Origin of the sequence: Enterobacter sp. 302C9, from assembly GCF_034106085.1 — a bacterium.
Classification (GTDB): Bacteria; Pseudomonadota; Gammaproteobacteria; order Enterobacterales; family Enterobacteriaceae; genus Enterobacter; species Enterobacter asburiae_B.
The window spans coordinates 127,514-152,668 of the sequence record NZ_JAWNBW010000009.1; the positions used below are offsets into that span (position 1 = coordinate 127,514).

Annotated in this window: 22 protein-coding genes; 7 read left to right on the top strand and 15 right to left on the bottom strand. The window is 55.9% G+C overall.

Features of this window, described 5'->3' with window-relative positions:
* Positions 1–68: 68 nt before the first annotated feature.
* The 4 genes from thyA to rppH all read right to left on the bottom strand — a co-directional run bounded on the left by thyA (position 69) and on the right by rppH (position 4,728).
* A complete protein-coding gene (gene thyA / locus UR289_RS16815; RefSeq protein ID WP_320711002.1) occupies positions 69–863 on the bottom strand; it encodes a thymidylate synthase in 795 nt (264 codons plus the stop codon).
* Between the two features lie 6 nt (positions 864–869).
* Positions 870–1,745 carry a prolipoprotein diacylglyceryl transferase gene (gene lgt, locus UR289_RS16820; RefSeq protein ID WP_023309046.1) on the bottom strand — a complete coding sequence of 292 codons (876 nt, stop codon included), beginning with the start codon at positions 1,743–1,745 and terminating at the stop codon, positions 870–872.
* A gap of 193 nt (positions 1,746–1,938) precedes the next feature.
* Positions 1,939–4,185, bottom strand: coding sequence for a phosphoenolpyruvate--protein phosphotransferase (ptsP, locus tag UR289_RS16825; RefSeq protein WP_023309047.1), 2,247 nt, complete (start codon positions 4,183–4,185; stop codon positions 1,939–1,941).
* Between the two features lie 12 nt (positions 4,186–4,197).
* A complete protein-coding gene (gene rppH, locus UR289_RS16830) occupies positions 4,198–4,728 on the bottom strand; it encodes an RNA pyrophosphohydrolase (protein ID WP_013098553.1) in 531 nt (176 codons plus the stop codon).
* 683 nt (positions 4,729–5,411) lie between these two features.
* On the opposite strand from rppH, the gene mutH reads away from it, so the two are divergent.
* The 3 genes from mutH (at position 5,412) to UR289_RS16845 (ending at position 7,623) form a co-directional block, all read left to right on the top strand.
* Positions 5,412–6,104: a DNA mismatch repair endonuclease MutH gene (mutH, locus tag UR289_RS16835; protein WP_033146444.1), complete on the top strand. Its 693-nt coding sequence runs from the start codon at positions 5,412–5,414 to the stop codon at positions 6,102–6,104.
* 128 nt (positions 6,105–6,232) lie between these two features.
* Positions 6,233–6,451, top strand: a complete 219-nt coding sequence (locus UR289_RS16840) for a YgdI/YgdR family lipoprotein (protein ID WP_008499668.1) — start codon at positions 6,233–6,235, stop codon at positions 6,449–6,451.
* A gap of 131 nt (positions 6,452–6,582) precedes the next feature.
* The gene (locus UR289_RS16845; protein WP_023309049.1) at positions 6,583–7,623 is read left to right on the top strand and encodes an NADP(H)-dependent aldo-keto reductase; all 1,041 of its coding nucleotides are present in this window, start codon (positions 6,583–6,585) and stop codon (positions 7,621–7,623) included.
* A 93-nt stretch (positions 7,624–7,716) separates the two neighbouring features.
* Here the strand turns inward: UR289_RS16845 and lplT are convergent, their stop codons facing one another.
* A complete protein-coding gene (gene lplT, locus UR289_RS16850; protein ID WP_047060028.1) occupies positions 7,717–8,910 on the bottom strand; it encodes a lysophospholipid transporter LplT in 1,194 nt (397 codons plus the stop codon).
* On the bottom strand, positions 8,903–11,062 hold the full coding sequence (gene aas, locus UR289_RS16855; protein ID WP_320711006.1) for a bifunctional acyl-ACP--phospholipid O-acyltransferase/long-chain-fatty-acid--ACP ligase: 2,160 nt from the start codon (positions 11,060–11,062) through the stop codon (positions 8,903–8,905). Before aas ends, lplT begins: the two co-directional genes overlap by 8 nt.
* A gap of 623 nt (positions 11,063–11,685) precedes the next feature.
* Here aas and galR point away from each other — a divergent pair.
* Entirely contained in the window at positions 11,686–12,702 is a 1,017-nt protein-coding gene (galR, locus tag UR289_RS16860) for an HTH-type transcriptional regulator GalR (RefSeq protein ID WP_023309052.1), read from the top strand.
* Here galR and UR289_RS16865 read toward each other — a convergent pair.
* Entirely contained in the window at positions 12,663–13,139 is a 477-nt protein-coding gene (locus tag UR289_RS16865) for a GNAT family N-acetyltransferase (RefSeq protein WP_219940856.1), read from the bottom strand. The genes galR and UR289_RS16865 overlap by 40 nt on opposite strands.
* A gap of 229 nt (positions 13,140–13,368) precedes the next feature.
* On the opposite strand from UR289_RS16865, the gene UR289_RS16870 reads away from it, so the two are divergent.
* Positions 13,369–14,406 (top strand): LacI family DNA-binding transcriptional regulator, encoded by a 1,038-nt coding sequence (locus tag UR289_RS16870; RefSeq protein WP_033146449.1) that lies wholly within the window; start codon positions 13,369–13,371, stop codon positions 14,404–14,406.
* Here the strand turns inward: UR289_RS16870 and lysA are convergent.
* Complete coding sequence (gene lysA, locus UR289_RS16875; RefSeq protein WP_246946627.1) at positions 14,376–15,638, bottom strand: diaminopimelate decarboxylase; 1,263 nt, start codon at positions 15,636–15,638, stop codon at positions 14,376–14,378. The genes UR289_RS16870 and lysA overlap by 31 nt on opposite strands.
* Positions 15,639–15,759: 121 nt before the next feature.
* On the opposite strand from lysA, the gene UR289_RS16880 reads away from it, so the two are divergent.
* Positions 15,760–16,686, top strand: coding sequence for a LysR family transcriptional regulator (locus tag UR289_RS16880; protein WP_320711009.1), 927 nt, complete (start codon positions 15,760–15,762; stop codon positions 16,684–16,686).
* Here UR289_RS16880 and UR289_RS16885 read toward each other — a convergent pair.
* The 7 genes from UR289_RS16885 to UR289_RS16915 all read right to left on the bottom strand — a co-directional run bounded on the left by UR289_RS16885 (position 16,681) and on the right by UR289_RS16915 (position 24,569).
* Positions 16,681–17,373 (bottom strand): aspartate/glutamate racemase, encoded by a 693-nt coding sequence (locus tag UR289_RS16885; RefSeq protein ID WP_320711032.1) that lies wholly within the window; start codon positions 17,371–17,373, stop codon positions 16,681–16,683. The genes UR289_RS16880 and UR289_RS16885 overlap by 6 nt on opposite strands.
* An 88-nt stretch (positions 17,374–17,461) precedes the next feature.
* A complete protein-coding gene (gene wzz(fepE), locus UR289_RS16890) occupies positions 17,462–18,586 on the bottom strand; it encodes an LPS O-antigen length regulator Wzz(fepE) (RefSeq protein ID WP_320711012.1) in 1,125 nt (374 codons plus the stop codon).
* A 218-nt stretch (positions 18,587–18,804) separates the two neighbouring features.
* Positions 18,805–20,220, bottom strand: coding sequence for a sugar porter family MFS transporter (locus UR289_RS16895; protein WP_032660200.1), 1,416 nt, complete (start codon positions 20,218–20,220; stop codon positions 18,805–18,807).
* 313 nt (positions 20,221–20,533) lie between these two features.
* On the bottom strand, positions 20,534–21,295 hold the full coding sequence (gene kduD / locus UR289_RS16900; protein ID WP_320711015.1) for a 2-dehydro-3-deoxy-D-gluconate 5-dehydrogenase KduD: 762 nt from the start codon (positions 21,293–21,295) through the stop codon (positions 20,534–20,536).
* A gap of 63 nt (positions 21,296–21,358) precedes the next feature.
* On the bottom strand, positions 21,359–22,195 hold the full coding sequence (kduI, locus tag UR289_RS16905) for a 5-dehydro-4-deoxy-D-glucuronate isomerase (protein ID WP_320711017.1): 837 nt from the start codon (positions 22,193–22,195) through the stop codon (positions 21,359–21,361).
* A gap of 235 nt (positions 22,196–22,430) precedes the next feature.
* Positions 22,431–23,609: an acetyl-CoA C-acetyltransferase gene (locus UR289_RS16910; RefSeq protein WP_038417283.1), complete on the bottom strand. Its 1,179-nt coding sequence runs from the start codon at positions 23,607–23,609 to the stop codon at positions 22,431–22,433.
* A gap of 93 nt (positions 23,610–23,702) precedes the next feature.
* Positions 23,703–24,569 carry a LysR family transcriptional regulator gene (locus UR289_RS16915; protein ID WP_320711019.1) on the bottom strand — a complete coding sequence of 289 codons (867 nt, stop codon included), beginning with the start codon at positions 24,567–24,569 and terminating at the stop codon, positions 23,703–23,705.
* A gap of 105 nt (positions 24,570–24,674) precedes the next feature.
* On the opposite strand from UR289_RS16915, the gene UR289_RS16920 reads away from it, so the two are divergent.
* The gene (locus tag UR289_RS16920; RefSeq protein ID WP_039263312.1) at positions 24,675–25,136 is read left to right on the top strand and encodes a multidrug/biocide efflux PACE transporter; all 462 of its coding nucleotides are present in this window, start codon (positions 24,675–24,677) and stop codon (positions 25,134–25,136) included.
* Positions 25,137–25,155 lie beyond the last annotated feature (19 nt).

A 25,155-nucleotide genomic window follows, 5' to 3' on the forward strand; every position in this document is an offset into this window, starting at 1 on the left:
CGGGAAACGAGATAAAGGCGAAAAAAAACCGGCGCTAAAGAGCACCGGTTGTGTCACGCTTTATCGCATCAGATAGCGACGGGCGCTTTGATGCCCGGATGCGGGTCATAGCCCTCAATCTCGAAATCATCAAAGCGATAGTCGAAGATTGATGCCGGTTTGCGTTTGATAATCAGCTTCGGCAGCGCACGCGGTTCGCGGGTCAGCTGGAGATGCGTCTGTTCGATATGGTTGCTGTAAAGATGGGTGTCCCCACCGGTCCAGACAAAATCACCCACTTCCAGGTCGCACTGCTGCGCCATCATGTGGACCAACAGCGCATAGCTGGCAATGTTAAACGGCAGGCCGAGGAACACGTCACAGGAGCGCTGGTAGAGCTGGCAGGAGAGCTTGCCGTCAGCGACATAGAACTGGAAGAACGCGTGGCAAGGTGCCAGCGCCATTTTATCCAGCTCGCCGACGTTCCAGGCGGAAACGATGATTCGGCGCGAGTCCGGATCGTTTTTCAGCTGGTTCATCACGGTGGCGATCTGGTCAATATGGCGGCCATCAGGCGTTGGCCAGGCGCGCCACTGCTTGCCGTAAACCGGGCCCAGGTTGCCGTTTTCATCTGCCCATTCGTCCCAGATTGAGACGTTATTTTCGTGCAGATACGCAACGTTGGTATCGCCTTGCAGGAACCAGAGCAGTTCATGAATGATCGAGCGCAGATGGCAGCGCTTTGTCGTCACCAGTGGGAAGCCTTCTTGCAGGTTGAAGCGCATCTGGTGGCCAAAAATGGAGAGCGTACCGGTGCCGGTGCGGTCGTTTTTCGGCGTGCCCTCGTCGAGCACTTTTTTCATCAATTCAAGATACTGTTTCATGGTTCCTCAGGAAATTTGTTGCTGTGGACGACGACGATACGCCCAAATCATCATAATGGCACCCGCGACAATCATCGGAATGGAGAGGATCTGCCCCATGCTGATGTACTGTACCCATTCGCCGGTAAACTGTGCGTCTGGCTGACGGAAGAACTCGACGATAATACGGAATGCGCCGTAGCCAATCAGGAACAGGCCGGAGACAGCGCCCATCGGACGCGGTTTGCGGATAAACAGGTTGAGGATGATAAACAGCACCACGCCTTCCAGTGCCAGCTCGTACAGCTGAGACATATGGCGCGGCAGAACGCCGTAGGTATCGAAAATGGACTGCCACTCCGGGTGTGATGGCAGCAGCGCGATATCTTCTGCGCGGGAGCCCGGGAAGAGCATCGTGTACGGCACGCTCGGGTCGACGCGACCCCACAGCTCACCGTTGATAAAGTTACCCAGACGGCCAGCGCCCAGCCCAAACGGGATCAGCGGTGCGATAAAATCTGAAACCTGGAAGAAGTTGCGTTTGGTGCGTTTGGCAAAAATCACCATCACCAGGATCACCCCAATCAGGCCGCCGTGGAAGGACATGCCGCCGTCCCACACGCGGAACAGATAGAGCGGATCGTTCAGGAATACCGGGAAGTTATAGAACAGCACGTACCCAATGCGGCCACCGAGGAACACGCCGAGGAAGCCCGCATAGAGCAGGTTTTCAACTTCGTTTTTCGTCCAGCCGCTGCCCGGACGACTGGCGCGACGGCCAGCGAGCCACATGGCAAAAATGAAGCCCACCAGGTACATCAGACCGTACCAGTGAAGCGAAACAGGTCCTACTGAGAAAATGACCGGATCAAATTCCGGAAAATGCAGATAACCACTGTTCATCTGTCACCACAAGATGTTGTTATTCCGCTGAAAGTGGACAGCGGTAGAAATGCGATTCTGCCGTAAGCAGAGGCTCCAAAGTTGCGAATCATAGCACAAGGCGGGCGCGGAGGATGCGCCAGAGATGTAAAAGATGTGTATAGGGTTTTATGCGCGCTGGAGCCCTCTCCCGGAGGGAGAGGCAGAAAGATGATTAGCGGCCGCCGCGGATCAGGCCGCCCATACCGCGCCGTTCCATAAACGCCGCGACCTGATGACGAACCTCAGCGGCCAGCTGCGCGTCAAGGCTGCGTTCAGCCAGCTCGCGGGCATCGTTGATGTCGATATGCCGCAGCAGGTACTTCACGCGGGCGACAGCGCGACCGTTCATCGACAGATGGCGGTATCCCAGACCAATCAGGATCGCAACGCACATTGAATCCCCGGCCATTTCACCGCACAGGCGTAAATCAATGCCGTACTGTTCCGCTTCACGGGCAATCATCGCTAACGCGCGAATGATCGCCGGATGCAGGCTGTCGTAGATACTGGCGACGCGGGTATTGTTACGGTCGACGGCCAGAATATATTGCGTCAGGTCGTTCGTGCCGACAGAGATAAAATCAACACGGTTTGCCAGCTGCGGCAGCATAAAGACCATAGACGGCACTTCAAGCATCACCCCGATCCGCGGTTTCGGGATCGCATAGCCGATCATCTCTTCCACTTCACGGCCTGCACGCTCGATCAGCCGCCGGGACTCGTCGATCTCATCAATGCTGGTGACCATCGGGAGTAAGATGCTGAGATTGCCCGTCGCCGCGTTGGCGCGCAGCATCGCACGCACCTGGATCAGGAAGATCTCCGGCTGATCGAGCGTAATGCGGATCCCACGCCAGCCCAGGCACGGGTTTTCTTCGCTGATCGGCATATAGGGCAGCTGTTTATCCGCGCCGACATCCAGGGTTCGCAGGGTGACAGGTTTGTCGTTAAACATCTGCAGCATCCCCTGATACTGCGCCACCTGCTCCTCTTCGGAGGGGAAACCGCTCTGCAGCATGAACGGGATTTCAGTACGGTACAGGCCAATACCGTCGATGCGGCTGCCAAGCTTTTCTTCATGCTCAGGGCTTAAACCGGCATTGAGCATGACTTTGATCCGCTCACCGCTCTTAAGCTGTGCGGGCAGGTTAACGTCATCTTCCGCCAGCTTGCTTAATTCATTCTCTTCGCTGATAAGACGCTGGTATTCCTGGAGCAGAACCGGCTCAGGATCGACCAGCAGCTCACCACGATAGCCGTCCACTACCAGCGTACGGCGATGCAGTACCGACGGCTGGATATCCGCGCCCATAACGGTTGGAATACCCAGCGCGCGCACCATAATGGCGGCATGCGAGTTGGCTGCGCCATCGCGCACCACCACACCGGCCAGCCTGTCCTGAGGCAGTTCAGCCAGCGTCGTTGCCGAGAGCTCATCGGCGACCAGAACAAACCGTTTTGGCCAGGCATTCGGCCCCTGAATGGTGTCATCGAGATGGAACAGCAGACGCTGTCCCAGGGCGCGGAGATCGCCAGCCCGTTCTTTCAGGTAACCGTCGGTCAGTGCCGCAAATTGATCGGCAAATTTTTCGATGACCTTCTTAACCGCCCACTCTGCGACCGAGCCTTTATCCACTTCCGCAAACAGCTCACGACGCAGACGCGCGTCGGAGAGCAGGTGCGAATAGAGGTCGAAGATGGCCGCCGTCTCTTTCTGTGCACCTGCGGCAAAGCGCTTGCTGTAACGACGAAATTCATTCGCCGCCTCTTCCAGCGCGGCGGTAAGACGCTCTCGCTCAAGCGCTTCATCAAGCGTTGAGGCTTCGTAAACCTGCTCCATCAGCGGCAGCGTGGCGTCCATCCAGCCTTCAGCAATTGCTACGCCTGGCGATGCCGGAAGGGCACGAATGCGCGTATGGCGATATTGACCAAAGAGCGCGGCAAGCTGGGACTGGGAGAGGATCGCCGCCATCTGCGTGGCCAGCGTGACGAGGAAAGACTCTTCGCTTTCATCGTACTGACGTAGCTCGCGCTGCTGGACGACCAACACGCCGAGCAGCTGACGACGCTGGATAATCGGCACGCCAAGGAAAGCGCGGAAGCGCTCTTCTTTTACGGAAGGGATGTATTTAAAGCTGGGGTGTTTTTGCGCGTCAGCAAGGTTGATGGGTTCAGCCAGCCGCCCAACCAGACCCACGATACCTTCATCAAATGCGAGCGTGACGGTGCGTCCACGTGGTTTTTTTAAACCACGGGTCGCCATCAGGTAATAGCAGCGCCGATCGTGGTCGGCCAGATACACCGAACAGACCTCGGTCTCCATCGCAAGGCAGATGTCAGTGACCAGAATATTCAGCGCCTCGTTCAGACGCGGAGCACTGGCCACCTTCTCGACTATTTCTCGCAAGCGGGTGAGCATGATTTGCGTAGCTTAACCTCTTTTACGTCGCCAGGCAGGTGCGCTCTGCGGCTTAGGCGGGATCTCCTGAAGCTGCATTACCACACTTGCAAACTCTTTCATCACCCTACGGTAAACATCGCGTTTAAATGACACGACCTGACGAACAGGATACCAATAGCTCACCCAGCGCCAGCCATCGAACTCCGGCGTACTGCTGGTTTGCATATTGATGTCTGAATCGTTGCCCACCAACTGCAACAGAAACCACTTCTGTTTCTGGCCGATACAAACCGGCTTTGTGTCCCAACGCACCAAACGTTTCGGTAACTTGTAACGCAACCAGTTGCGGGTCGAAGCCAGGATGCGAACATCTTTTCGGCTTAAACCGACCTCTTCAAAAAGCTCCCGGTACATCGCTTGTTCTGGGGACTCTCCCGGATTGATCCCGCCTTGCGGGAACTGCCAGGAGTGCTGACCATATCGCCGGGCCCACATTACCTGGCCCTGACGATTACAAATTACTATTCCTACGTTCGGGCGGTAGCCATCGTCATCAATCACCGGACTACCCCAAACTAAACCTTATATATGAATGATTGTTTCACACTACAGGGAGGCGGTAAACCACTCTCTTACAGGGCTGCAACCTAATAACATTTGAATAACTCACAAATAAGTGCTGAGTTATAAACAGATGAGAGGTGGTGAAGGGAATTTTATTCACCTTTTCTGTGGATATAGTTGTGAAGAAGTGTCTGATTACCGATGAACAACCTCAAACGATGCAGTCTCCCCTTTTTCACCTTAATTAGATAATGCAATTATTTTCAAATAGTTAAATGTATTTCCATGAGCACAAAACAGAATATCGTGACGATCGTCACATCTGGGATCGTCGTGCTGATGAAAGATCGAACAGCGTCGGTTTTATCCACAGATTGTGCCAATAAGTTAGTCACAATTTGTTTGAAAATTCGATTTTCATCGCACGTCAAGGCTGTAAATTGAAACAGTAGTCAGGGTTATGCCCAGTTATCCCATTTTTCTGTGGATAACATGGTGTAAGATCCTGTTCATTGTCAGTGACCAGATTTGAACAACCGGTTTTCTGAGTCTGGTGAAACGATTTCAAACCAATAAAAAAACCTATAAATCATAGACATGGAATATTGGTACAGAAATAGTTAAACTCTATCCACAGGGGACAATTTCTTCGTTTATTTTTTAATCAAAAGGTTACCTTCATGCATCCGCTTACACCCTTGCTCTCACCGCCGTCCAGCGAAGGTCAGTTGCTACAGCAGGCACGGCGTCTTGCAGGCTTTTCGCTTGGCGAGCTGGCGGCAATGGCAGGGCTTCAGATCCCGAAGGATCTGAAACGGGATAAAGGCTGGATCGGCATGCTGCTTGAGCTGTGGCTGGGTGCCAGCGCAGGAAGCAAACCCGAGCAGGATTTTGCAGCGCTTGGCGTGGAGTTAAAAACCATCCCTATAGACAGCCAGGGCAAGCCCCTTGAGACCACCTTCGTCTGCGTTGCGCCATTAACCGGCAACACCGGCGTAACGTGGGAAACCAGCCACGTTCGCCACAAGCTGAAGCGCGTGTTGTGGGTACCGGTCGAAGGTGAACGTCAGATCCCCCTGGCTGACCGTCGCGTTGGCGCGCCGCTGCTCTGGAGCCCGAACGACGATGAGGAGCAACAGCTGCGTCTGGACTGGGAGGAGCTGATGGACATGATTGTGCTTGGGCAGGTAGAGCGCATCACCGCCCGACACGGAGAAGTTTTACAATTGCGCCCGAAAGCGGCCAACAGCAAAGCGCTTACCGAGGCAATCGGCGCGAAGGGTGAGCCGATACTGACGTTACCGCGCGGTTTTTATCTCAAAAAGAATTTCACCGGCGCGCTACTTGCCCGTCATTTCCTGTTAAAAACATAGTTTTTTACTTATTTTGCGAGCTCTCAAACATAATCGACTGCTTTTTAAGATTTTACCGCTTCCTCAAGTCGCCATATCGGGTTAATACTAGATTATGATTTGATACGCGCCAGATGAGGACGATAACGATGAAAAAATGGGCAGTGTTAGTTTCAGCAGTCGGTTTAGCGTTTGCCGTATCGGGCTGTAGCAGCGATTACGTCATGGCGACAAAAGATGGTCGAATGATCCTGACCGACGGTAAACCCGAAGTCGACGATGATACCGGTCTGGTCAGCTACCGTGACCAGGAAGGCAATAAAATGCAGATCAATCGCGACGAAGTATCGCAAATTATCGAGCGATAAACAGTTAAAGGTCAGTCGCTTGCTGGCCTTTTTGATTTTTTTCTTCCCCTTTTGCTTCCCCTCTGCCATGTTTATATTCCTTTGTCGGGCACGCCCTGACGCGGTCTATAAGTCTACTGAGGAAGCCGGCTATGCATTATCACCGTATCCCCCACAGCGCTCTGGAAATAAGCCAACTGGGGTTGGGCACGATGACATTTGGTGAACAAAACAGCGAAGCCGATGCCCATGCACAACTCGATTACGCCGTCAGCCAGGGGATTAACCTGATTGATGTCGCAGAGATGTACCCTGTTCCGCCACGTCCGGAAACGCAGGGACTTACCGAAACCTACGTCGGTAACTGGCTGGCAAAACGCGGCAACCGTGAAAAGCTGGTGATTGCCTCAAAAGTCAGTGGCCCCGCGCGCAACAACGATACCGGGATCCGCCCGAATCAGATCCTCGATCGCAAGAATATCCGCGCCGCACTGGACGCCAGCCTGAAGCGCCTGCAAACCGACTATCTCGACCTGTATCAGGTGCACTGGCCGCAGCGGCCAACCAACTGCTTTGGTAAGCTCGGCTACAGCTGGAATGAGAGCGCCCCCGCCGTAACGCTGCTGGAAACGCTGGAAGCGCTGACCGAGTGCCAGCGCGCGGGAAAAATCCGCTACATTGGCGTCTCTAACGAAACGGCCTTTGGCGTAATGCGCTATCTGCACCTGGCAGATAAACACGATCTGCCGCGTATCGTCACCATCCAGAACCCGTACAGCCTGCTTAACCGTAGCTATGAGGTGGGTCTGGCCGAAGTGACGCAATATGAAGAAGTGGAACTGCTCGCCTATTCCTGTCTCGGCTTTGGCACGCTGACGGGGAAATACCTGAACGGCGCGAAACCGGCCGGGGCGAGAAATACCCTCTTTAGCCGCTTTACCCGCTACAGCGGCGAGCAGACACAGAAAGCCGTTGCAGCCTATGTGGATATCGCAAAGCGTCACGGTCTTGACCCTGCACAGATGGCGCTGGCCTTCGTGCGTCGTCAGCCGTTTGTTGCCAGTACCCTGCTGGGCGCGACAACGATGGAACAGTTGAAAACCAATATTGAGAGTTTCCATCTGAACCTGAGTGAAGAGGTATTAGCGGAGATTGAAGCGGTGCATCAGGTTTATACGTATCCTGCGCCGTAATAAAAGCAAAACGGCAACGCACGTTGCCGTTTTTAGGGTTTGCTCCCTCTCCCTGTGGGAGAGGGCCGGGGTGAGGGCATCAGGCCGCACTTATCAACGCCGACGCTGCCAGATCCACAAACCCGCAATCGCCAGCGCAAACAGCCCGCCAAACCCGACGCCAATCCCCACCACCGGCACACCCACTTTTACCGCCAGCGAGTAGAGCCCCAGCATTAACAGCATCGCCAGGTTTTCACCCAAGTTTTGTACCGCAATGGCGTTCCCCGCCCCGACGGTCTGCTTGCCACGTTCCTGCAGTAACGCGTTCAGCGGCACCACGAAGAAACCGCCCAGAATACCAATAAGGATGAGGAGGACATACGCAGGCAATAATGCATGTTGCAGCGAGAAAATCAGCACCACAACGCCAATCAGGATCCCTGCGGGCATGCAGCGTGCTACCGTCTCGAGCGTCACCAGCTTCGCCGCCGCACCGGCCCCCACCACAATGCCGATGGCCACCATCGCGTTAAGATAGGTCGGCGTCGCGTTGTCGGTAATTCCCAGCGCCACCGGCACCCACAGCACCAGCAGGAAGCGCAGCGTGACGCCCGCGCCCCAGAACATACTGGTCCCCATCAATGAGAAACGCGTTTCACCGTTACGCCACAGCACGCGACAGGCGGTAAAGAAACTGCCGGTCATCGGTTTAAAGCGCCAGGATTGCCCCGGGCGAGCCACCGGCAGTTTGGGAATAAACAGGTTCGCCACAACCGCCCCGCCATACACCACCGCGCAGATGCCCAGTGCCGCCAGGACATGCCAGTCGGCCAGTACGCCGCCCGCGACGGATCCGAGCAGGATTGCGGCAATGGTTGACGACTCCATCAGGCCGTTGGCTTTCACCAGCTTATCGCCCGTGGTCAGCTCTCCGAGAATGCCATACTTCGCCGGGGAGTAGGCGGCAGCGCCGATGCCCACCAGCGTGTAGCCAATAAACGGGTTGAAGCCAAAGCAAATGCTGGCGGCACCCAGCAGCTTGAGGCCGTTGGCAAACATCATCACCCGGCCTTTCGGGAAACTGTCCGCCACCTGCCCGACGAACGGAGCAAAGATAATGTAAGCGCCCACAAACACCATCTGCAGGATCGGCTGGCTCCAGTCGGGGTAAAACTCGGCCTTCAGCAGCGCCAGCGTGGCAAACAGCAGCGCGTTATCACCGAACGCAGAGAGAAACTGTGCGGCGATAACGGCCATCATGCCTTTCGACCTGAGCGATGTGTTAGTGTGTACTGACTCACGCATTTTGCTGTTCCGCCTCTTCAACCATGCCTTTCAGGGTCACGAAATCGGGCTTCCCGCTACCCAGCACCGGGAGCTGCTTCAGGTAGCGAATATCGCGCGGCACCGCCAGTTCAGGAATACCGTGTTCACGCGCATAGCTTAGTAACCTGTCGCGCTTAAGCTCAGCGTCGGTCGTAAACAGCACCAGCGCCTCGCCTTTGCTGGCATCGCTCTTCACTACCGTCGCATGCATCTTATCCGCGGACACGGCCGTCGCCAGTTGCTCAACCATTTCCAGCGAGACCATTTCACCGGCGATTTTGGCGAAGCGCTTCGCACGTCCCTGAATCTGTACAAAGCCTTGTTCATCAAAACGGACAATATCACCGGTGTCGTACCAGCCTGTTTCAACCTCGCCGTTGACGTTTTCAGCCGTCGGCACCTCAAGCACGCCTGGGTTTTCCACGCGCAGATAACCGTTCATCACGTTTGGCCCTTTCAGCTGCAGACGGCCACCGTCTTCAATGCCCGGCACGGCCAGCAGACGCGCGTCCATCCCCGGCAGAATTCGGCCCACCGTACCCGGCTTCGCCGCCATCGGAACGTTAATCGAGACCACGGGAGCACACTCGGTAACGCCATAACCTTCGAGAATGCGCAGGCCAAACTTGTCCTGCCAGATCTGACGCGTGCTCTCCTGCAGTTTTTCCGCACCGGCCACCACATACCGCACGCGATAGAAGTCATACGGATTGGCGAAGCGCGCGTAGTTGCCGAGGAAGGTTGAAGTGCCGAACAGGACGGTGCAGTTACGGTCATACACCAGCTCCGGCACAATGCGATAATGCAGTGGACTTGGGTAGAGGAACACTTCTGCGCCGGTCAGCAGCGGCGTAAACAGCCCCACCGTCAGGCCAAAGGAGTGGAACAGCGGCAGCGCCGACATAAAACGGTCATTCGCGGTAAAGTCGGCAATGCTTTTGATCTGCTCAACGTTCGCCAGAATGCTCTTGTGGCTGTGGACGACGCCTTTCGGGTTGCCCTCCGAACCCGACGTGAAGAGAATGATCGCGTCATCTTCCGGCTGCTGTTTGACCTGCGCCAGACGCGGCATCATCAGGTGAGCAAAAATCCACAGCTTATCACCCGTGGTCACGTCCGCTTTCAGATCCTCCAGGAAGACCCAGCGCACCTGGGTGAGCTGCTCGGGAAGATGCCAGAGCTTGCCTTTGTCCAGGAACTGACGGGAAGTAAAGACGGTATTAATCTGGGCAGCGGTGATGGCGCTGGTCAGTCCTTTCACCCCCGCCGTGTAGTTCATCATTGCCGGGATGCGCCCCCGGGAAACCGCACCAAAAATCACCGCCGCGCTGATGCCCGCGTTAGGCAGCATCAGGCCAATCTTTTCGCCCTTCTTGCTGTACTTCTCCAGAATACGGCCCACAAACAGGGTCTTAGTCAGCAGCTTGCGATAGGTATCCGGGGTAAAGTTGATGTCTTCGATGCAGTTTTTCTTCGCACCATAGCGGTGCTGCGCGGAAAGCAGAGACTCGTACAGCGTTTCGCGCGGGCGCACGGCCATGCGCGCTTCCATCATAATCTGATGCAGCATTTCCCCGGCGATTTTACGGCGATCGCGGGCACGCGGCGCGTCCGGCATAGGTAACGACGTGGGCGGCAGAATATGCAGCGTGATTGTTGGGAACAGACGCTGCTTCACCAGCCCCTTCAGGCGGCTGAAATGGGTCAACTCTGCGCCTTCAATGCGCAGCGGCACCACGGTCGCTTTTGATTTCGCGGCAACAAACCCCGCGCCGTCGTAAATTTTCATCAGCGAACCGGTCACTGAAATACGCCCTTCCGGGAAAATAACCACCGGACGCCCCTGCTCAACCAGACGCACCAGATGCTTAATCATCATCGGCTTTGTCGGGTCGAGCGGCACAAAATCAATCAGCGGCGTGAGCCAGCGCATGTACCACTGCTGGCTGATAGAGGTATAGACCGCAAACACCGGGCGCACGGGTAAAAATAGCGCCAGCAGAATGCCGTCTATAAAGGAAACATGATTTGGTGTGATAAGAACGCGTTCACCGCGAAGCGCCTGGGCATCGCCAGTGACGCGGATGCGAAAAAGAATACGGAACAGTGTACGGAAGAACCCAAATAGCATCTCAACTCCCTTTGCCAGCCAGTGTGGAGGGTTGATAGTAAATGGTGGCAGATTACACGAGAAGTGATACGGGAGCGACAGCAAAAGTGGAGGCGAAAAAAAACCTGCGCATCCGCGCAGGTTGGTGCAAGAGATGAGTACGAAACCGTACTAAGAATTCTCACCAATCAATACCTCTGGGATCTTGATTGTGGCCGTTCGCCCTGCGCTTCGCCAGCAGGAAAACGCAAGGGAATGAGCCTAAGTGCAACCAGGTGTGAATATTCTCTGTTGCTGTTACAGATTGAACTATCAGGCAAAAAAAACCTGCGTAAAAACGCAGGTTGGTGTAAAGCGTGTTAATCAACCGGAGTTGATTCCACCTATCAATACCTCTGGGACTTTGACTGTATCAACCTCTTTGACCACCTCGCCATCGGCCAATCGCAACAGCCTGACGCAAAGTGTAACCAAAGGTTCAGATTGACATTCTTCAGACATGAATGCGCGTGTAACGATTACACTACCAGGGTTGTCCTGCGTCACGTTTGTGGAGCGCGGAAATCCGCTCCCCTTGAATGCGCGTCGCTTTTCCGCAACACTATTTGGTGTGTAAACGCTTACCCCCAATAAGAAGGTAATGAATGGCGACAATAAAGGATGTGGCCCGTCTGGCAGGTGTGTCGGTGGCAACCGTCTCTCGTGTGATTAACGACTCCCCAAAAGCCAGTGACGCATCGCGCCAGGCGGTACAAACCGCCATGGAATCCCTGAATTATCATCCCAATGCCAATGCCCGCGCGCTCGCCCAGCAGTCCACCGAAACCATTGGGCTGGTAGTGGGTGATGTTTCCGACCCCTTTTTCGGCGCCATGGTGAAAGCGGTTGAACAAGTTTCTTATCAGACGGGCAATTTTTTGCTGATCGGCAACGGCTATCATAATGAGCAAAAAGAACGCCAGGCCATCGAGCAGCTGATCCGCCACCGCTGCGCCGCGCTGGTGGTTCACGCCAAAATGATCCCGGATGCCGAGCTGATTCACCTGATGAAGCAGATGCCCGGAATGGTGATCATCAACCGCATTATTCCCGGGTTTGAAAAACGCTGTGTGGCCCTCGACGACCGCTACGGCGCCTGGCTTGCGACCCGTCATCTGATTCAACAGGGCCATACCCGGATTGGCTATCTCTGTTCCAATCATCCGATTTCTGATGCGGAAGACCGCCTGCAGGGCTACTACGACGCTCTGCGCGAAAACGGCCTGCCGTGTAATGACCGTCTGGTGGCCTACGGTGAACCGGATGAGAGCGGCGGTGAACAGGCCATGACCGAGCTGCTGGGTCGTGGACGAAATTTCACGGCGGTTGCCAGCTATAACGACTCGATGGCCGCAGGGGCAATGGGGGTGCTGAATGACAACGGGATTGAGGTACCGGCAGAAATTTCGCTGATTGGCTTCGATGACGTGCTGGTCTCTCGTTACGTGCGCCCGCGTCTGACCACCGTGCGCTACCCGATTATCACCATGGCAACGCAGGCCGCCGAGCTGGCGCTAGCGCTGGCTGAACAGCGCCAGCCGCCGGATATTACGCATCTGTTTAGCCCGACGCTGGTTCGCCGTCACTCCGTTGCATCGCCTGCGGAAGCGCAGAGCGAATAACGATAGAGGTGAACCCGGGTGTTGGGGTATTCCAGCCCATCACCGATATACTGCCAGCCGTAACGTTCGTAGAAGTCGCGGCAGGCAGACCAGAGGTGCAGCTCTTCATATCCCGCCTGCGCGGCCCAGGAAATAACGTGCTGCTGTAGCTTTCCTGCCAGCCCCTTGCCTCGCGCCGCGTCGTCAACGTAGAGCGCCGCCAGCCACGGAAAGAGATCCTGACGGGTGATCAAATCGCAGCGCCAGAGCCCTACCGTACCAACAAGCTGTTCGTCTTCTACCGCGATAAAGGTCAACGGTAATGCTCCCGGCGTCTGGCTGTGCTCAACAATGCTGTGGAAAAATTCCCGAGAAAGCCCTTCGCCAAAGGCCTGCCAGAGCCAGTCGGTGACCTGCTCCGCATAGTGCGGTGCCTGGTAAAGCGGGAGGATGGCTATGTTTTTCACGTTTCACCTGCGTTTTCTCATGTATTTGCTGGCCTGTCGCCCCAGCTCGGTTCGGCGATTACTTTACCAGAGTCAGACTATTTAGTTTTACTTCACGCAGGCCAGACGAATCGTGACCAAAAAGCGTGATCGTGGCAGAAGTTTTGCGCTTCCCGCATCGCTTATACGCCGTGAGGTCTGTGTTAAACTGCAAATCATTACGTGGAAGCAGGAATGTAGAATGGCAACAATGCTGGATGTCTCACTGCGTGCGGGCGTGTCGAAGGCTACCGTCTCGCGCGTGCTGAACGGCACAGGTCAGGTTAAAGAGAGTACGCGTCAGCAGGTCTTTGCTGCGATGGAAGAGCTGGGATATCGCCCGAACTTTCTCGCGCGTTCGCTGGCTAACCAGACCAGCAACAGCATTGGCCTGGTCGTCTCGACCTTCGACGGCTTTTACTTTGGTCGTCTTCTCCAGCAGGCGTCGCGGCAGACGGAAACTCACGGGAAACAGCTGATCGTCACCGACGGTCACGACGCGCCGGAACAGGAAGAACAGGCGGTGCAGATGCTGGCCGATCGCCAGTGCGATGCCATCGTGCTTTACACGCGCTATATGAGCGAAAAAGCGATCGTCAAACTGATGAACACCGTGAAAACGCCGCTGGTGGTCATTAACCGTGAAGTGAGCCAGGCGCCGGATCGCTGCGTGTTTTTCGAACAGCAGGATGCCGCATTTAAGGCCGTGGATTACCTGATCGCCCAGGGCCATCGGGAGATCGCCTGTATCACCGTTCCGATCCATACCCCAACCGGGAAAGCGCGGCTGATGGGCTACCGTAAAGCGCTGGAAAAGCACGGCATTCGTCTGGACGAGCGTCGGATAAAGTACGGCGATGCGGGAATGACGCGGGGATACGAGCTGTGCAAGGAGTTGATTGCCGACGGTGTGCCGTTTAGCGCCCTGTTTGCCTGTAACGACGATATGGCCCTGGGTGCGTCCAAAGCGTTACACCAGGCGGGGCTTAAAATTCCGCAGGATATTTCACTGTTCGGCTTTGACGATGCCCCAAGCGCGAAATGGCTGGAGCCTGCGCTCTCATCGGTTTATCTGCCCATCGACAATATGATTGTCACGGCCATCGATCAGGCGATCCGGCTGGCAAAAAACCAGCCGGTCGATGCTATCCCGCCGTTTACCGGCACGCTGGTGTTACGCGATTCGGTTACAACGGGGCCGTACTTTCATCAGATGAGTTCTAAAGCCAGCAGTTCCTGAATGGTCTGGCGACGACGGATCAGCCGTGCTTTGCCGTTATCAAACAGCACTTCCGGCAGCAGCGGGCGGCTGTTGTAGTTAGATGACATCGACGCCCCGTAGGCACCGGTATCATGCAGCACAAGATAATCACCCGGTTTGACCTCTGGCAGCGCGCGGGTCTCCACTTTGCCGCCTTCCTGCTGGGTAAACACGTCACCCGACTCGCACAGCGGGCCCGCAACGACCGTCTCAACGCGCGGCGTCTGCGTTAAATCACGGCCGTCGGCGGCCAGGGCGGTAATGTGGTGATAGCTGCCGTACATGGACGGACGCATCAGATCGTTAAAGCCTGCGTCAATCAAGACGAAGTGGCGAGACCCCATCTCTTTGACGCTGCGCACCTGCGAAACCAGCACGCCGGCTTCCGCCACCAGGAAACGACCCGGCTCAATTTCCAGTTTCACCGCGTGGCCCAGATGCGCGGCAATTTGGTCACGCGCGGCGCTCCACAGACCGTAATAGTGATCGGTATCGATCGCCTCTTCGCCTTCGCGATAAGGAATGGAGAGGCCGCCACCGGCTGAGATCGCCTCCAGATCCTGACCGAAGTCGACAACCTGGCGCACCATCGCGCCGCACACCTGCTCCAGGTGGCCATAATCCACGCCAGAGCCAATGTGCATATGAATCCCCACCAGCTTCAGGCCGTAGCGCTGTAATACCTCCAGCGCGGCAGGCATATCGGCATACCAGATCCCGTGCTTGCTGTTTTCACCGCCGGTATTGGTTTTTTGGCTGTGACCATGACCAAAGCCTGGATTCACGCGCAGCCAGACGCGATGGCCGGGAGAAACCTGGCCCAGCTGCTCCAGCATATCTACAGAACCGGCATTCACCGGGATCTGCAGTTCGTGGACGCGCGCAAGCGTCGCATCGTCGATCACATCGGCGGTGAAGACGATCGCGTCGCCGTCGGCTTTCGGATCGAATCCGGCCGCCAGCGCGCGCTCGATTTCGCCAAGCGAAACGGAGTCGACCTTCACGCCCTGCTCACGCATCAGGCGCAGAATATGAATATTGGAGCACGCCTTCTGGGCAAAACGCACCACGTCAAACTGATGCAGGGCGGCGATCTTCTCGCGAACGATCTGCGCGTCGTAGACCCACACCGGGCAGCCAAACTCGGCAGGCAGGCGCAGCAGGTTGTCGGCGTTCAAATCGGTCTCAGTCTGGTTCAGCGGGCGTGGCATGGTCTTCTCCGGGTAAATGCGTTTTGAAGATTACGCCACAGCGCGAAGAGAATAAAAAATATCGTTTTATCGCGAGTCTATGCAAAAATGATATGGACAGTTATCTGCTTTCAGGTGCCCTATGCCCGCCGTCAATTTACGCCACATCGAGATTTTTCACGCCGTGATGACCACCGGCAATCTCACCGAAGCCGCACAGATGCTGCATACCTCACAGCCGACGGTGAGCCGCGAGCTGGCGCGCTTCGAGAAAGTGCTGGGGCTGAAGCTGTTCGAGCGTACCCGGGGCAGGCTTCACCCGACGGTGCAGGGGTTACGCCTGTTCGAGGAAGTTCAGCGCTCCTGGTACGGACTGGACAGAATAGTGAGTGCTGCGGAAAGCCTGCGCGAGTTTCGCCAGGGCGAGCTGTCGATCGTCTGTCTGCCCGTCTTTTCGCAATCCTTTTTGCCGATGCTGCTGCAGCCCTTTCTGGCCCGATACCCGGAGGTCAGCCTCACTATCGTTCCTCAGGAATCCCCCCTGCTTGAAGAGTGGCTTTCGGCCCAGCGCCATGATTTAGGCTTAACCGAAACCCTTTCCACGCCAGCGGGAACGGCGCGTACGGAGCTGATCTCGTTAGATGAAGTGTGCGTTTTGCCCGCCGGACATCGGCTTGCCGGTAAGGCAGTGCTCACGCCGGAGGATTTCCACGGGGAAAACTACATTAGCTTTTCGCAGACAGACAGTTACAGACAGCTGCTGGATACGCTGTTTGCCGAGCATCAGGTCAAACGGCGAATGGTGGTGGAAACGCACAGTGCGGCTTCGATTTGCGCGATGGTGCGTGCAGGCGTCGGCGTCGCGGTGGTGAATCCGCTCACGGCGCTGGACTATGCCGGAAGCGGGATCGTCATCCGCCGCTTTAGCGTCTCCGTCCCGTTCACCGTGAGCCTGATCCGCCCGCTGCACCGTCCGGCTTCCGCGCTGGTGGACGCTTTCACCGAACACTTAATGGAGCACGCGCGTCAGGTGGCCCTTCGTTTACCTGACCTGCAAAACCCCTTATGACAGCATAAACGCCACGGCATCTGCCGCGTGAATGGCGGTGGTATCAAATACCGGGACGGGGCTTCGCTCGGCCGGCACCAGCAGGCCAATCTCGGTGCAGCCGAAGATCACCCCTTCCGCCCCCTGCTGCGCCAGCTTTTCAATCACGCTGACGTAATACGCCCGGGAAGATTCGCTGAAGGTACCGAGGCAGAGCTCGTCAAAGATAATCTGATTGATGCGCGCCCGATCGTCTTCATCCGGGATCAGGCTCTCGATCCCAAATTCACTGTGCAAACGCCCGCGATAAAAATCCTGTTCCATGGTGTAGCATGTGCCCAAAAGCGCTACGCGGCGCATACCGGATGCGGCAATCGCACGACCGGTCGCGTCCGCGATATGCAGAAACGGCAGCGAGCAGCGGTCCTCAATATGCGGCGCCACTTTGTGCATGGTATTGGTACAAAGCACGATACCCTCGGCGCCGGCACGCTCCAGTCCCAGCGCCGCCTGGGCCAGGATCTCTCCGGCTTTATCCCACTCCCCGCTCGACTGGCAGGCTTCAATTTCATGGAAATCAACGCTGTGCAGCAGCAGGCTTGCGGAGTGCAGCCCCCCCAGACGCTGCTTTACCCCTTCATTAATCAGGCGGTAGTAAGGGATTGTCGATTCCCAGCTCATTCCACCTAACAGGCCGATCGTTTTCATCATCCCTCCTTTTCTTTGTTTCATTTTTAACACAACCGAAGTACATAAAAAAAGGCGCTGTATTCAGCGCCTTTTTAAACTGCAGAGCTTATTTCGCCATCGGCTCTGGCGGCGAAGTACGGGTGAGCATCGCCTCGCGCAGTAAAACGCTACCGCAGGCAAACATCCCCCCCAGAAGCGCCGCCAGAACAACAATCAGAGCCTTGCCCGGGCCATCCTTTTTCACCGGCATGGAGGGAGAAAGCTGGTACCTGAATGGCTCAAGTTTAACATCGGCGAAGGAGAGCTTTTTCAGCTGTGCGAGGTAGTATTCCCTGTTCTGGAAATCCGCATTCAGCTCGGTTACGTCCTTCAAATTTTTTTCAATCTGCAGCTTTTGCGCGATACCGTCAGCACCGAGCGCAACGGAGTAATCCGGATCATCTTTTACGGCCTGCCCGTTGCTGTAAACCGGCCTCTTGATGCCTGCGGCATTTGCCACTTCCAGCGAATAATTCAGTCGCTGCAGGTTGGTATTGTGAATATTGGTCAGACGAACTCGATCCAGTTCCAGCTGCTGCTCAACGACGTTCGTTTTTAGGGCGATCAGGTTGCGGATATTCTGCACCGTCTCTTTTTCTACAATAGCCGCGATATAATCAATGTACCCCGCCAGGACGGCTTGCGCATCGTCAGCTGTCGGCGCAGTAAAGCTCAATGTCCAGGAAACATAAGGCGTTTTATCCGCCTCTTTTCCCTGAGCGTTATTCACCGCTTTCATTCGATCTGAAATGTTGACTATCGCGCGATGCAGCTCAAGCGGATCCACCGTGGTGCCTTGCAGCTTCGATGTTACGTAAGGAGAGGTTGTCATATACTCTTCGAGCAATGACTGTGACTGGAACTTTTTAATACACAGGTCAAAAATTTGCGGACGGGTGATCTTCACGTCCACATCAAGCACCTGTAACGCCACCATAATCTGGCGCAGTGGGTTCCACTGCAGCTGTTCTGCCGGGGTGATCACCGCTTTACTGGTCCATTTCTGCGGCAGTAAAAATGAAACGGCCAGCCCCACCAGCGCGAAAGTAAAGATAATGGCGGCGATACGTTTTTTCGCCGCCAGAAGGACCTCAAACAATCCCAGAAGATCTATCTCTTTTGCGCTTACAGCCGGGGCGGCAAAACGGGGAAAGTCGAGGTCCGTGCTTTTTCTTAAATCCATTTCTGACATAGTGATTCTTCTTTTTCCGGATGCAACGCGTCTTTGCTCAATTGATAGCGGTGGCCCGACAATTCAACAATCTAAGAAAAATCCTAATGCCAGTTCCCTCTCTGTGTCTACTCCCTACCAGAGTTAGTAGTGATCTTAGTCACATTATTATTGTGGCTAAGCCACCTTTTTCTTTTCCAGTTACGGCATAGAGTGAAGCCTTCGAACAGGCAAAACAATCACACGCCGATGTTCCGCAGTTTCTCTCCTGCCATCAGCTTGCGCTCGATATGTTCCAGCGTCACGCCTTTGGTTTCCGGGATCAACCAGAACGTAACGCCAATAAACGCCACGTTCAGCACCGTGTAGAGCCAGAAGGTTCCGGCAGCGCCAATCGCGTCCAGCAGCGTCAGGAACGTCGCGCCGATGATCATGTTCGACACCCAGTTGGTGGTCGTGGAACAGGTGATGCCAAAGTCACGGCATTTGAGCGGCTGAATTTCGGAGCACAGGATCCACACCACCGGCGCGGCGCTCATCGCGTAACCTGCGATACACATCATGGTCATACCGACAGAAAGCCAGGAAAGCCCGCTTGAGGCCGTGCCGTTATCAAACTGCATCAGGCAGTAGCCCAGGATCAGCGTACCGAGCGCCATCACGCTGAAGCCAATTTTCAGCGCCGGCTTACGCCCGGCTTTGTCCACGGTGAATACCGCAATAAAGGTGGCGAACATGAAGGTCAGCCCGACCACCAGAGTCGCAATCATCTGCTGTTCCGTGGTGGTGAACCCGGCCATTTTGAAAATGCGCGGCGCGTAATACATGATGATGTTCATGCCGGTGAACTGCTGCATTGCCTGCAGCAACATGCCGAGGAAGACCGCGCGGCGCACGTTGCGGTTGATCTTAAACAGCGCCCAGCCGCCCTGCTTTAGCTTCAGGCTTTCGCGGATTTCATTCAGCTCTTCGCGCGCTTTTTCCGAGGTATCGCGCAGCATGCGCAGAACCTCTTCTGCCTCCACGTGACGCCCTTTTTGCGCCAGCCAGCGCGGGCTGTTTGGCAGGAAAATCACCAGGACGATCAGCACCAGCGCCGGTAAGGCCAGCACGCCCAGCATCGCGCGCCAGTTGCCGCTGTAGCTGAAGTAGGTGTCAGACAGGAACGCCAGCACAATACCCAGCGTGACCATCAGCTGATACATGCTGATCATCTTGCCGCGCACGTTTTCGCTCGCCATTTCGGAGAGATAAAGCGGCGCGGTGTAGGAGGCAATCCCCACCGCCACGCCCAGCAGCACGCGGGAGAGCAGGAGGATTTCAACATTAGCGGCAAACGCCGAGCCAATGGAGCCGGCAACGAACAGAATCGCCCCGACCATCAGGCTATATTTGCGCCCCAGGCGGAACGACAGCCAGCCGTTGAACAGCGCGCCGATGGCCGCGCCGAGCATCATGCTGCTCACCACCCACTCCTGCAGGCGACTGCTGAGGGTAAAGTGATCGGTAATAAACGGTAGTGCGCCGGCAATGACGCCGATATCCAGTCCAAATAACAGGCCCGCCACGGCGGCGGCAATGGAGACAAACTGGTTCATGCGGCGAGTATCACGCAGCGCAGCGGGCATTAGGGTAGAGTCATTTATCGATGTCATATTTTTCCTGCCTCAACAGCAAAATTCGTTAACTGAAATTACGAGAAAGCGAGGAAAAGTGTCAGGCAGGAAATCGCGAAGTTATGGATTATTCCGCTACGGCATACGGTTCTGTGATGGACATTACAATTTCAACTGGTGGCGAATAATCACGTATTTTTACTAATCAGTTAATATTTAAGCAATAAAAGTGTGATTGCCGTCATTTGCGATTTTTTAGTATGGATTTTTCATCTTTATCGATATGGACTAAGCCAATTATTGCGCAAAAAAAACCTCCGCCCACGGGCAGAGGTTCTTAATACAGGTGGAATTAACGCGCCAGCCAGCCGCCGTCTACAGCCACGGTGTAACCGTTGATGTAATCCGATGCGGAGGAGGCCAGGAAGACAATCGGCCCCATCAGATCGCTCGGCAGACCCCAGCGTCCCGCAGGGATACGCTCCAGGATCGCCGCGCTGCGCTCTTCGTCAGCACGCAGCTGCTGCGTGTTGTTGGTCGCCATGTAGCCCGGCGCAATCGCATTCACGTTGATGTTATGTTTCGCCCATTCGTTTGCCAGCAGGCGGGTCACGCCCATTACGGCGCTTTTGGACGCGGTGTAAGACGGCACGCGGATGCCGCCCTGGAACGAGAGCATAGAGGCAATGTTAATGATCTTGCCGCCTTTCCCCTGGGCAATAAAATGCTTCGCCGCCGCCTGGGACATGAAAAATACGCTCTTGATGTTCAAATCCATCACGTCATCCCAGTCGCGCTCGCTGAAGCCGATCGCGTCTTCGCGGCGGATCAGCCCGGCGTTGTTCACCAAAATGTCGATATGACCGAATTCAGCCACTGCGCGGTCCAGCAGTTCAGGAATGGCATCGATTTTACGCAGGTCAGCGGTCAGGCTCAGGAAACGGCGGCCCAGGGCCGTCACGCTTTCGATGGTCTCAGTCGGTTCAACGATATTAATTCCGACGATATCGCAGCCCGCTTCAGCCAGGCCTAACGCCATCCCCTGACCCAGCCCGGTGTCACACCCGGAAACCACAGCCACTTTCCCCTGCAGAGAGAATGCATCCAGAATCATGTTTATTCCTTACTCTTTCAGAGCCTGTCACTCACAGGCAGGTTTATGCTTCACCGCCCGCGACTAGCGCAGATCGCTGACCGCAACGTGGTCCATATCATCAAAGACCTGGTTTTCACCCACCATTCCCCAGATAAAGGTGTAGGCTTTCGTCCCTACGCCGGAGTGAATGGACCAGCTCGGTGAAATCACCGCCTGCTCGTTGTGCATCACGATATGGCGTGTTTCCTGCGGCTGTCCCATCATGTGGAACACGCAGGCGTCCTCATCCATGTTGAAGTAGAAGTAGACTTCCATGCGGCGCTCGTGGGTATGGCACGGCATGGTGTTCCACAGGTTGCCCGGCGCGAGCTCGGTCAATCCCATGCTGAGCTGACAGGTCTCCAGCACGTCCGGCACGAAGTATTTATTGATGGTGCGGCGGTTGCTGGTGAGGTTGTCGCCCAGCGTCACGGGTGCGACGTCTGCGGTGGTCACTTTTTTGGTTGGGTAGGTGGAGTGAGCCGGCGCGCAGTTGTAGTAAAACTTCGCAGGCCTGCTGCCGTCGATGCTGGCAAAGACCACCTCTTTCGCCCCTTTACCCACGTACAGCGCCTCGCGATGGCCAATCTCATAGCATTTTCCGTCTACGGTGATGGTGCCCGGCCCGCCGATGTTAATCGCCCCCAGCTCGCGACGCTCGAGGAAGTAGCTCACGCCCAGCTGTTTACCGACCTCACCGCCCACGGAGACGCTTTTCGTGACCGGCAGAATCCCGCCCACAATAATGCGGTCGATATGGCTGTAAACCATGGTGTACCTGTCGGCCTCGAATACCTGCTCGACTAAAAATGCATTGCGCAGCCCCTGAGTATCCAGCGTTTTGGCGTGCGCACTGTGGATGCTTTCTCTGACGTCCACGGTAACCTCCAGATGTGGTCATGCCCGAAGGCGGAAATAAACGAAACAGCGTTCCGTTTTTCATAATGAGCACATACTATCGGCATAAAGTGGGCTTTTCAATTGCATTTAAAACAACGTTTCATTTTTATTTTTGTTTATAGCGAAAATGATGCTCGGATCACAATTAAGCCGCCGGGAGAAAAAAAACGCGAAAAAAAACCTCCCGGAGGAGGTCATTTTTAATGAGAAGAGGTTAGCGTTCGATGGCCAGCGCCACCCCTTGCCCACCGCCTATACAGAGTGTGGCAATCCCTTTGCGGGCATTGCGCTTTTTCATTTCGTGGACCAGCGAAACCAGGATTCGGCAGCCGGACGCACCGATAGGATGGCCCAGCGCGATCGCGCCGCCGTTAACGTTGACCCGCAGAGGATCCCACTCAAGCATTTTTCCGACGGAGATCGCCTGCGCGGCATAGGCTTCGTTCACCTCGATCAGATCCACATCCGAAAGCTGCCACCCCGCGCGCTCCAGGCAGCGGCGGGTCGCGTAGACCGGTGCGATCCCCATTAACGCAGGATCAACCCCTACGCTGGCGAACGCCTTAATGCGGGCCAGGACCGGAAGATCGAGTTCAAGGGCTTTGCTTTCGCTCATCATCATAACGGCGGCAGCGCCGTCGTTAATGGAAGAAGCATTTCCCGCCGTCACCGAGCCCTGCATTTCAAACGCGGGGTTCAGCCTCGCCAGGCCTTCTGCGCTGGCGTCAGTGCGCGGCTGTTCATCGGTATCCACGAGGATACGCTCGCCGCTCTGACGCTGCGTGCTGACCGGAACAATCTCGTCGCGAAAGCGACCGGAATCAATTGCCGCACGCGCTTTTTGCTGCGAGCTTAGCGCATAGGCATCCTGCACCTCACGGCTGATGCCGTACTCGCGCGCCAGGTTTTCCGCCGTCACGCCCATATGATAGTCATTGAACGCATCCCAAAGCCCGTCATGCACCAGGCTGTCGAGCAGCTGACTGTTGCCAAGCTGTGCGCCGGTCCGGCTGTCGGTCAACACGTGCGGCGCGCGGCTCATATTCTCCTGCCCGCCCGCGATGATCACGTCCGCTTCACCACACTGAATGGCTTGCGTCGCGAGATGCAGCGCTTTTAATCCTGAACCACAGACGTCGTTGATGGTGATGGCCGAAACGGTATTGGGCAGCCCGCCCTTCAGCGCCGCCTGACGCGCAGGGTTTTGCCCGGCACCGGCCGTGAGAACCTGTCCCAGGATCACCTCATCAACTTCATGTGCTGCGATCCCGCTGCGTTCCACCAGCGCTTTTACCACCACGCTGCCCAGGTCAACCGCCGAGTGACGCGCGAGCGCTCCCTGAAAACAGCCGATAGCTGTACGCAACGCACCCACTATTACGACATCTTTCATCACGACCTCTGTGTTAAATGACATGACGATAGTAGAGGATTGTTACTGGCAATTATCTTAATTGTTTAAAAATAGTGAGTTTAATCACAAGGATCAGCGCGCATCCTGCAGATACTGCCGCAGCCAGCTCCCGGCAACGCCGGGAGGGGATCGTTTATTCCACAGCAGATCGATGCCGATCGCCCGCGGCCAGCCGGGAACACTGAGCTGTACCAGGGATTTCGCGGCGGCAAATTCATCCACCAGAGCGCACGGCAGCACGCACCAGCCAAATCCCTGTACCGCCATACTCAAGAGTAACAGGTAATTCGGTGCTGACCAGACGGGCCCGCGCGCGATCTCAGCCTCGCGCTCAAGATAGGTGCTGAGCCGCAGCTCTCGCCAGCCGTGCAGCTCGTCATGCTGAACGTCATGTTGTCCGGCCAGCGGATGCGTGGTCGCGACGTAGATCGCCATGCGGGTCTGCATCGGCAGGCGGGTGACGCCAATATCCGTAGGGTAACTGTCGCGCGCTTCCGTCAGGCCAATCTGCGCTCGCTCCTTTTGCAGCAGATCGATCACGTCCTCTTCCTCGCCAATCAGACATTCGAATTCCGTATGGGGAAAATGCCCGTCAAACTGCTTCATCATATCTTCCAGCACGTCCGGGTTGAGGGTATCGGAAAGGACAAACGTCAGGCGCGCCTCCGTTTGCGCCGTTAGCGACACCGCCAGCTCATCCAGCCGCGTGCTGGCGGCCAGGATCGCCTGCACGTAGCCCAGCACCTGTTCTCCCTGGACCGTTAACACCGGCTGGCGCGCCGAGCGGTCAAACAGCTCAAAACCCAGATCGGCTTCAAGATTGGCAATTGACGTGCTGATCGTCGACTGGCTTTTACGCAGCCTTCGCGCGGCAGCGGAAAAAGAGCCCGCCGCAACGGTCTCGACAAACGCCTTAAGGGCTTCGGGTGAATAGCGCATAACCTATCTATTTTAGCGATGGATACTATCTTTAATATATCAGCTTTAGCGATGAAAATAGGCTGCATCAACGCCCATACCGGCGAATTAATGAGGTCTATGACTATGCAACATCAGGATGCACTCCAACGTAAACTGCCGGAGCGGATCTTTCATGCTGTCTGCTTCGAAGGGATTGCTACGGCTATCCTCGCCCCTACGGCGGCGTGGCTGATGCAGCGTTCCGTGGTGGAGATGGGTGGGTTGACCATTATCCTGGCAACTACCGCCATGCTCTGGAACATTCTTTATAACTTCGGCTTCGACCGTTTCTGGCCCGTTCAGCGCGTCAAACGTACCGCAAAAGTGCGTGCGCTGCATGCGCTGGGGTTCGAATGCGGGTTTATTGTGATTGGCGTGTCGATTGTCGCCGCCGTGCTGGGCGTTACCCTGCTTCAGGCATTCACGCTGGAAATAGGTTTCTTCCTGTTCTTCCTGCCGTACACCATGTTCTATAACTGGGCATACGATAGCCTGCGCGAGAAATTTCTTAAGCGTCGCCAGCAACGGCGCGCCCTGGCAGGCTAAACCGCCTCTGGCCGGACGC

Coding starts and splice junctions, on each gene's coding strand:
- thyA (WP_320711002.1), bottom strand. CDS start 863: ATGAAACAGTATCTTGAATTGATGAAAAAAGTGCTCGACGAGGGCACG.
- lgt (WP_023309046.1), bottom strand. CDS start 1,745: ATGAACAGTGGTTATCTGCATTTTCCGGAATTTGATCCGGTCATTTTC.
- ptsP (WP_023309047.1), bottom strand. CDS start 4,185: ATGCTCACCCGCTTGCGAGAAATAGTCGAGAAGGTGGCCAGTGCTCCG.
- mutH (WP_033146444.1), top strand. CDS start 5,412: ATGCATCCGCTTACACCCTTGCTCTCACCGCCGTCCAGCGAAGGTCAG.
- UR289_RS16840 (WP_008499668.1), top strand. CDS start 6,233: ATGAAAAAATGGGCAGTGTTAGTTTCAGCAGTCGGTTTAGCGTTTGCC.
- UR289_RS16845 (WP_023309049.1), top strand. CDS start 6,583: ATGCATTATCACCGTATCCCCCACAGCGCTCTGGAAATAAGCCAACTG.
- lplT (WP_047060028.1), bottom strand. CDS start 8,910: ATGCGTGAGTCAGTACACACTAACACATCGCTCAGGTCGAAAGGCATG.
- aas (WP_320711006.1), bottom strand. CDS start 11,062: ATGCTATTTGGGTTCTTCCGTACACTGTTCCGTATTCTTTTTCGCATC.
- galR (WP_023309052.1), top strand. CDS start 11,686: ATGGCGACAATAAAGGATGTGGCCCGTCTGGCAGGTGTGTCGGTGGCA.
- UR289_RS16870 (WP_033146449.1), top strand. CDS start 13,369: ATGGCAACAATGCTGGATGTCTCACTGCGTGCGGGCGTGTCGAAGGCT.
- lysA (WP_246946627.1), bottom strand. CDS start 15,638: ATGCCACGCCCGCTGAACCAGACTGAGACCGATTTGAACGCCGACAAC.
- UR289_RS16880 (WP_320711009.1), top strand. CDS start 15,760: ATGCCCGCCGTCAATTTACGCCACATCGAGATTTTTCACGCCGTGATG.
- UR289_RS16885 (WP_320711032.1), bottom strand. CDS start 17,373: ATGAAAACGATCGGCCTGTTAGGTGGAATGAGCTGGGAATCGACAATC.
- UR289_RS16895 (WP_032660200.1), bottom strand. CDS start 20,220: ATGACATCGATAAATGACTCTACCCTAATGCCCGCTGCGCTGCGTGAT.
- kduD (WP_320711015.1), bottom strand. CDS start 21,295: ATGATTCTGGATGCATTCTCTCTGCAGGGGAAAGTGGCTGTGGTTTCC.
- UR289_RS16910 (WP_038417283.1), bottom strand. CDS start 23,609: ATGAAAGATGTCGTAATAGTGGGTGCGTTGCGTACAGCTATCGGCTGT.
- UR289_RS16915 (WP_320711019.1), bottom strand. CDS start 24,569: ATGCGCTATTCACCCGAAGCCCTTAAGGCGTTTGTCGAGACCGTTGCG.
- UR289_RS16920 (WP_039263312.1), top strand. CDS start 24,675: ATGCAACATCAGGATGCACTCCAACGTAAACTGCCGGAGCGGATCTTT.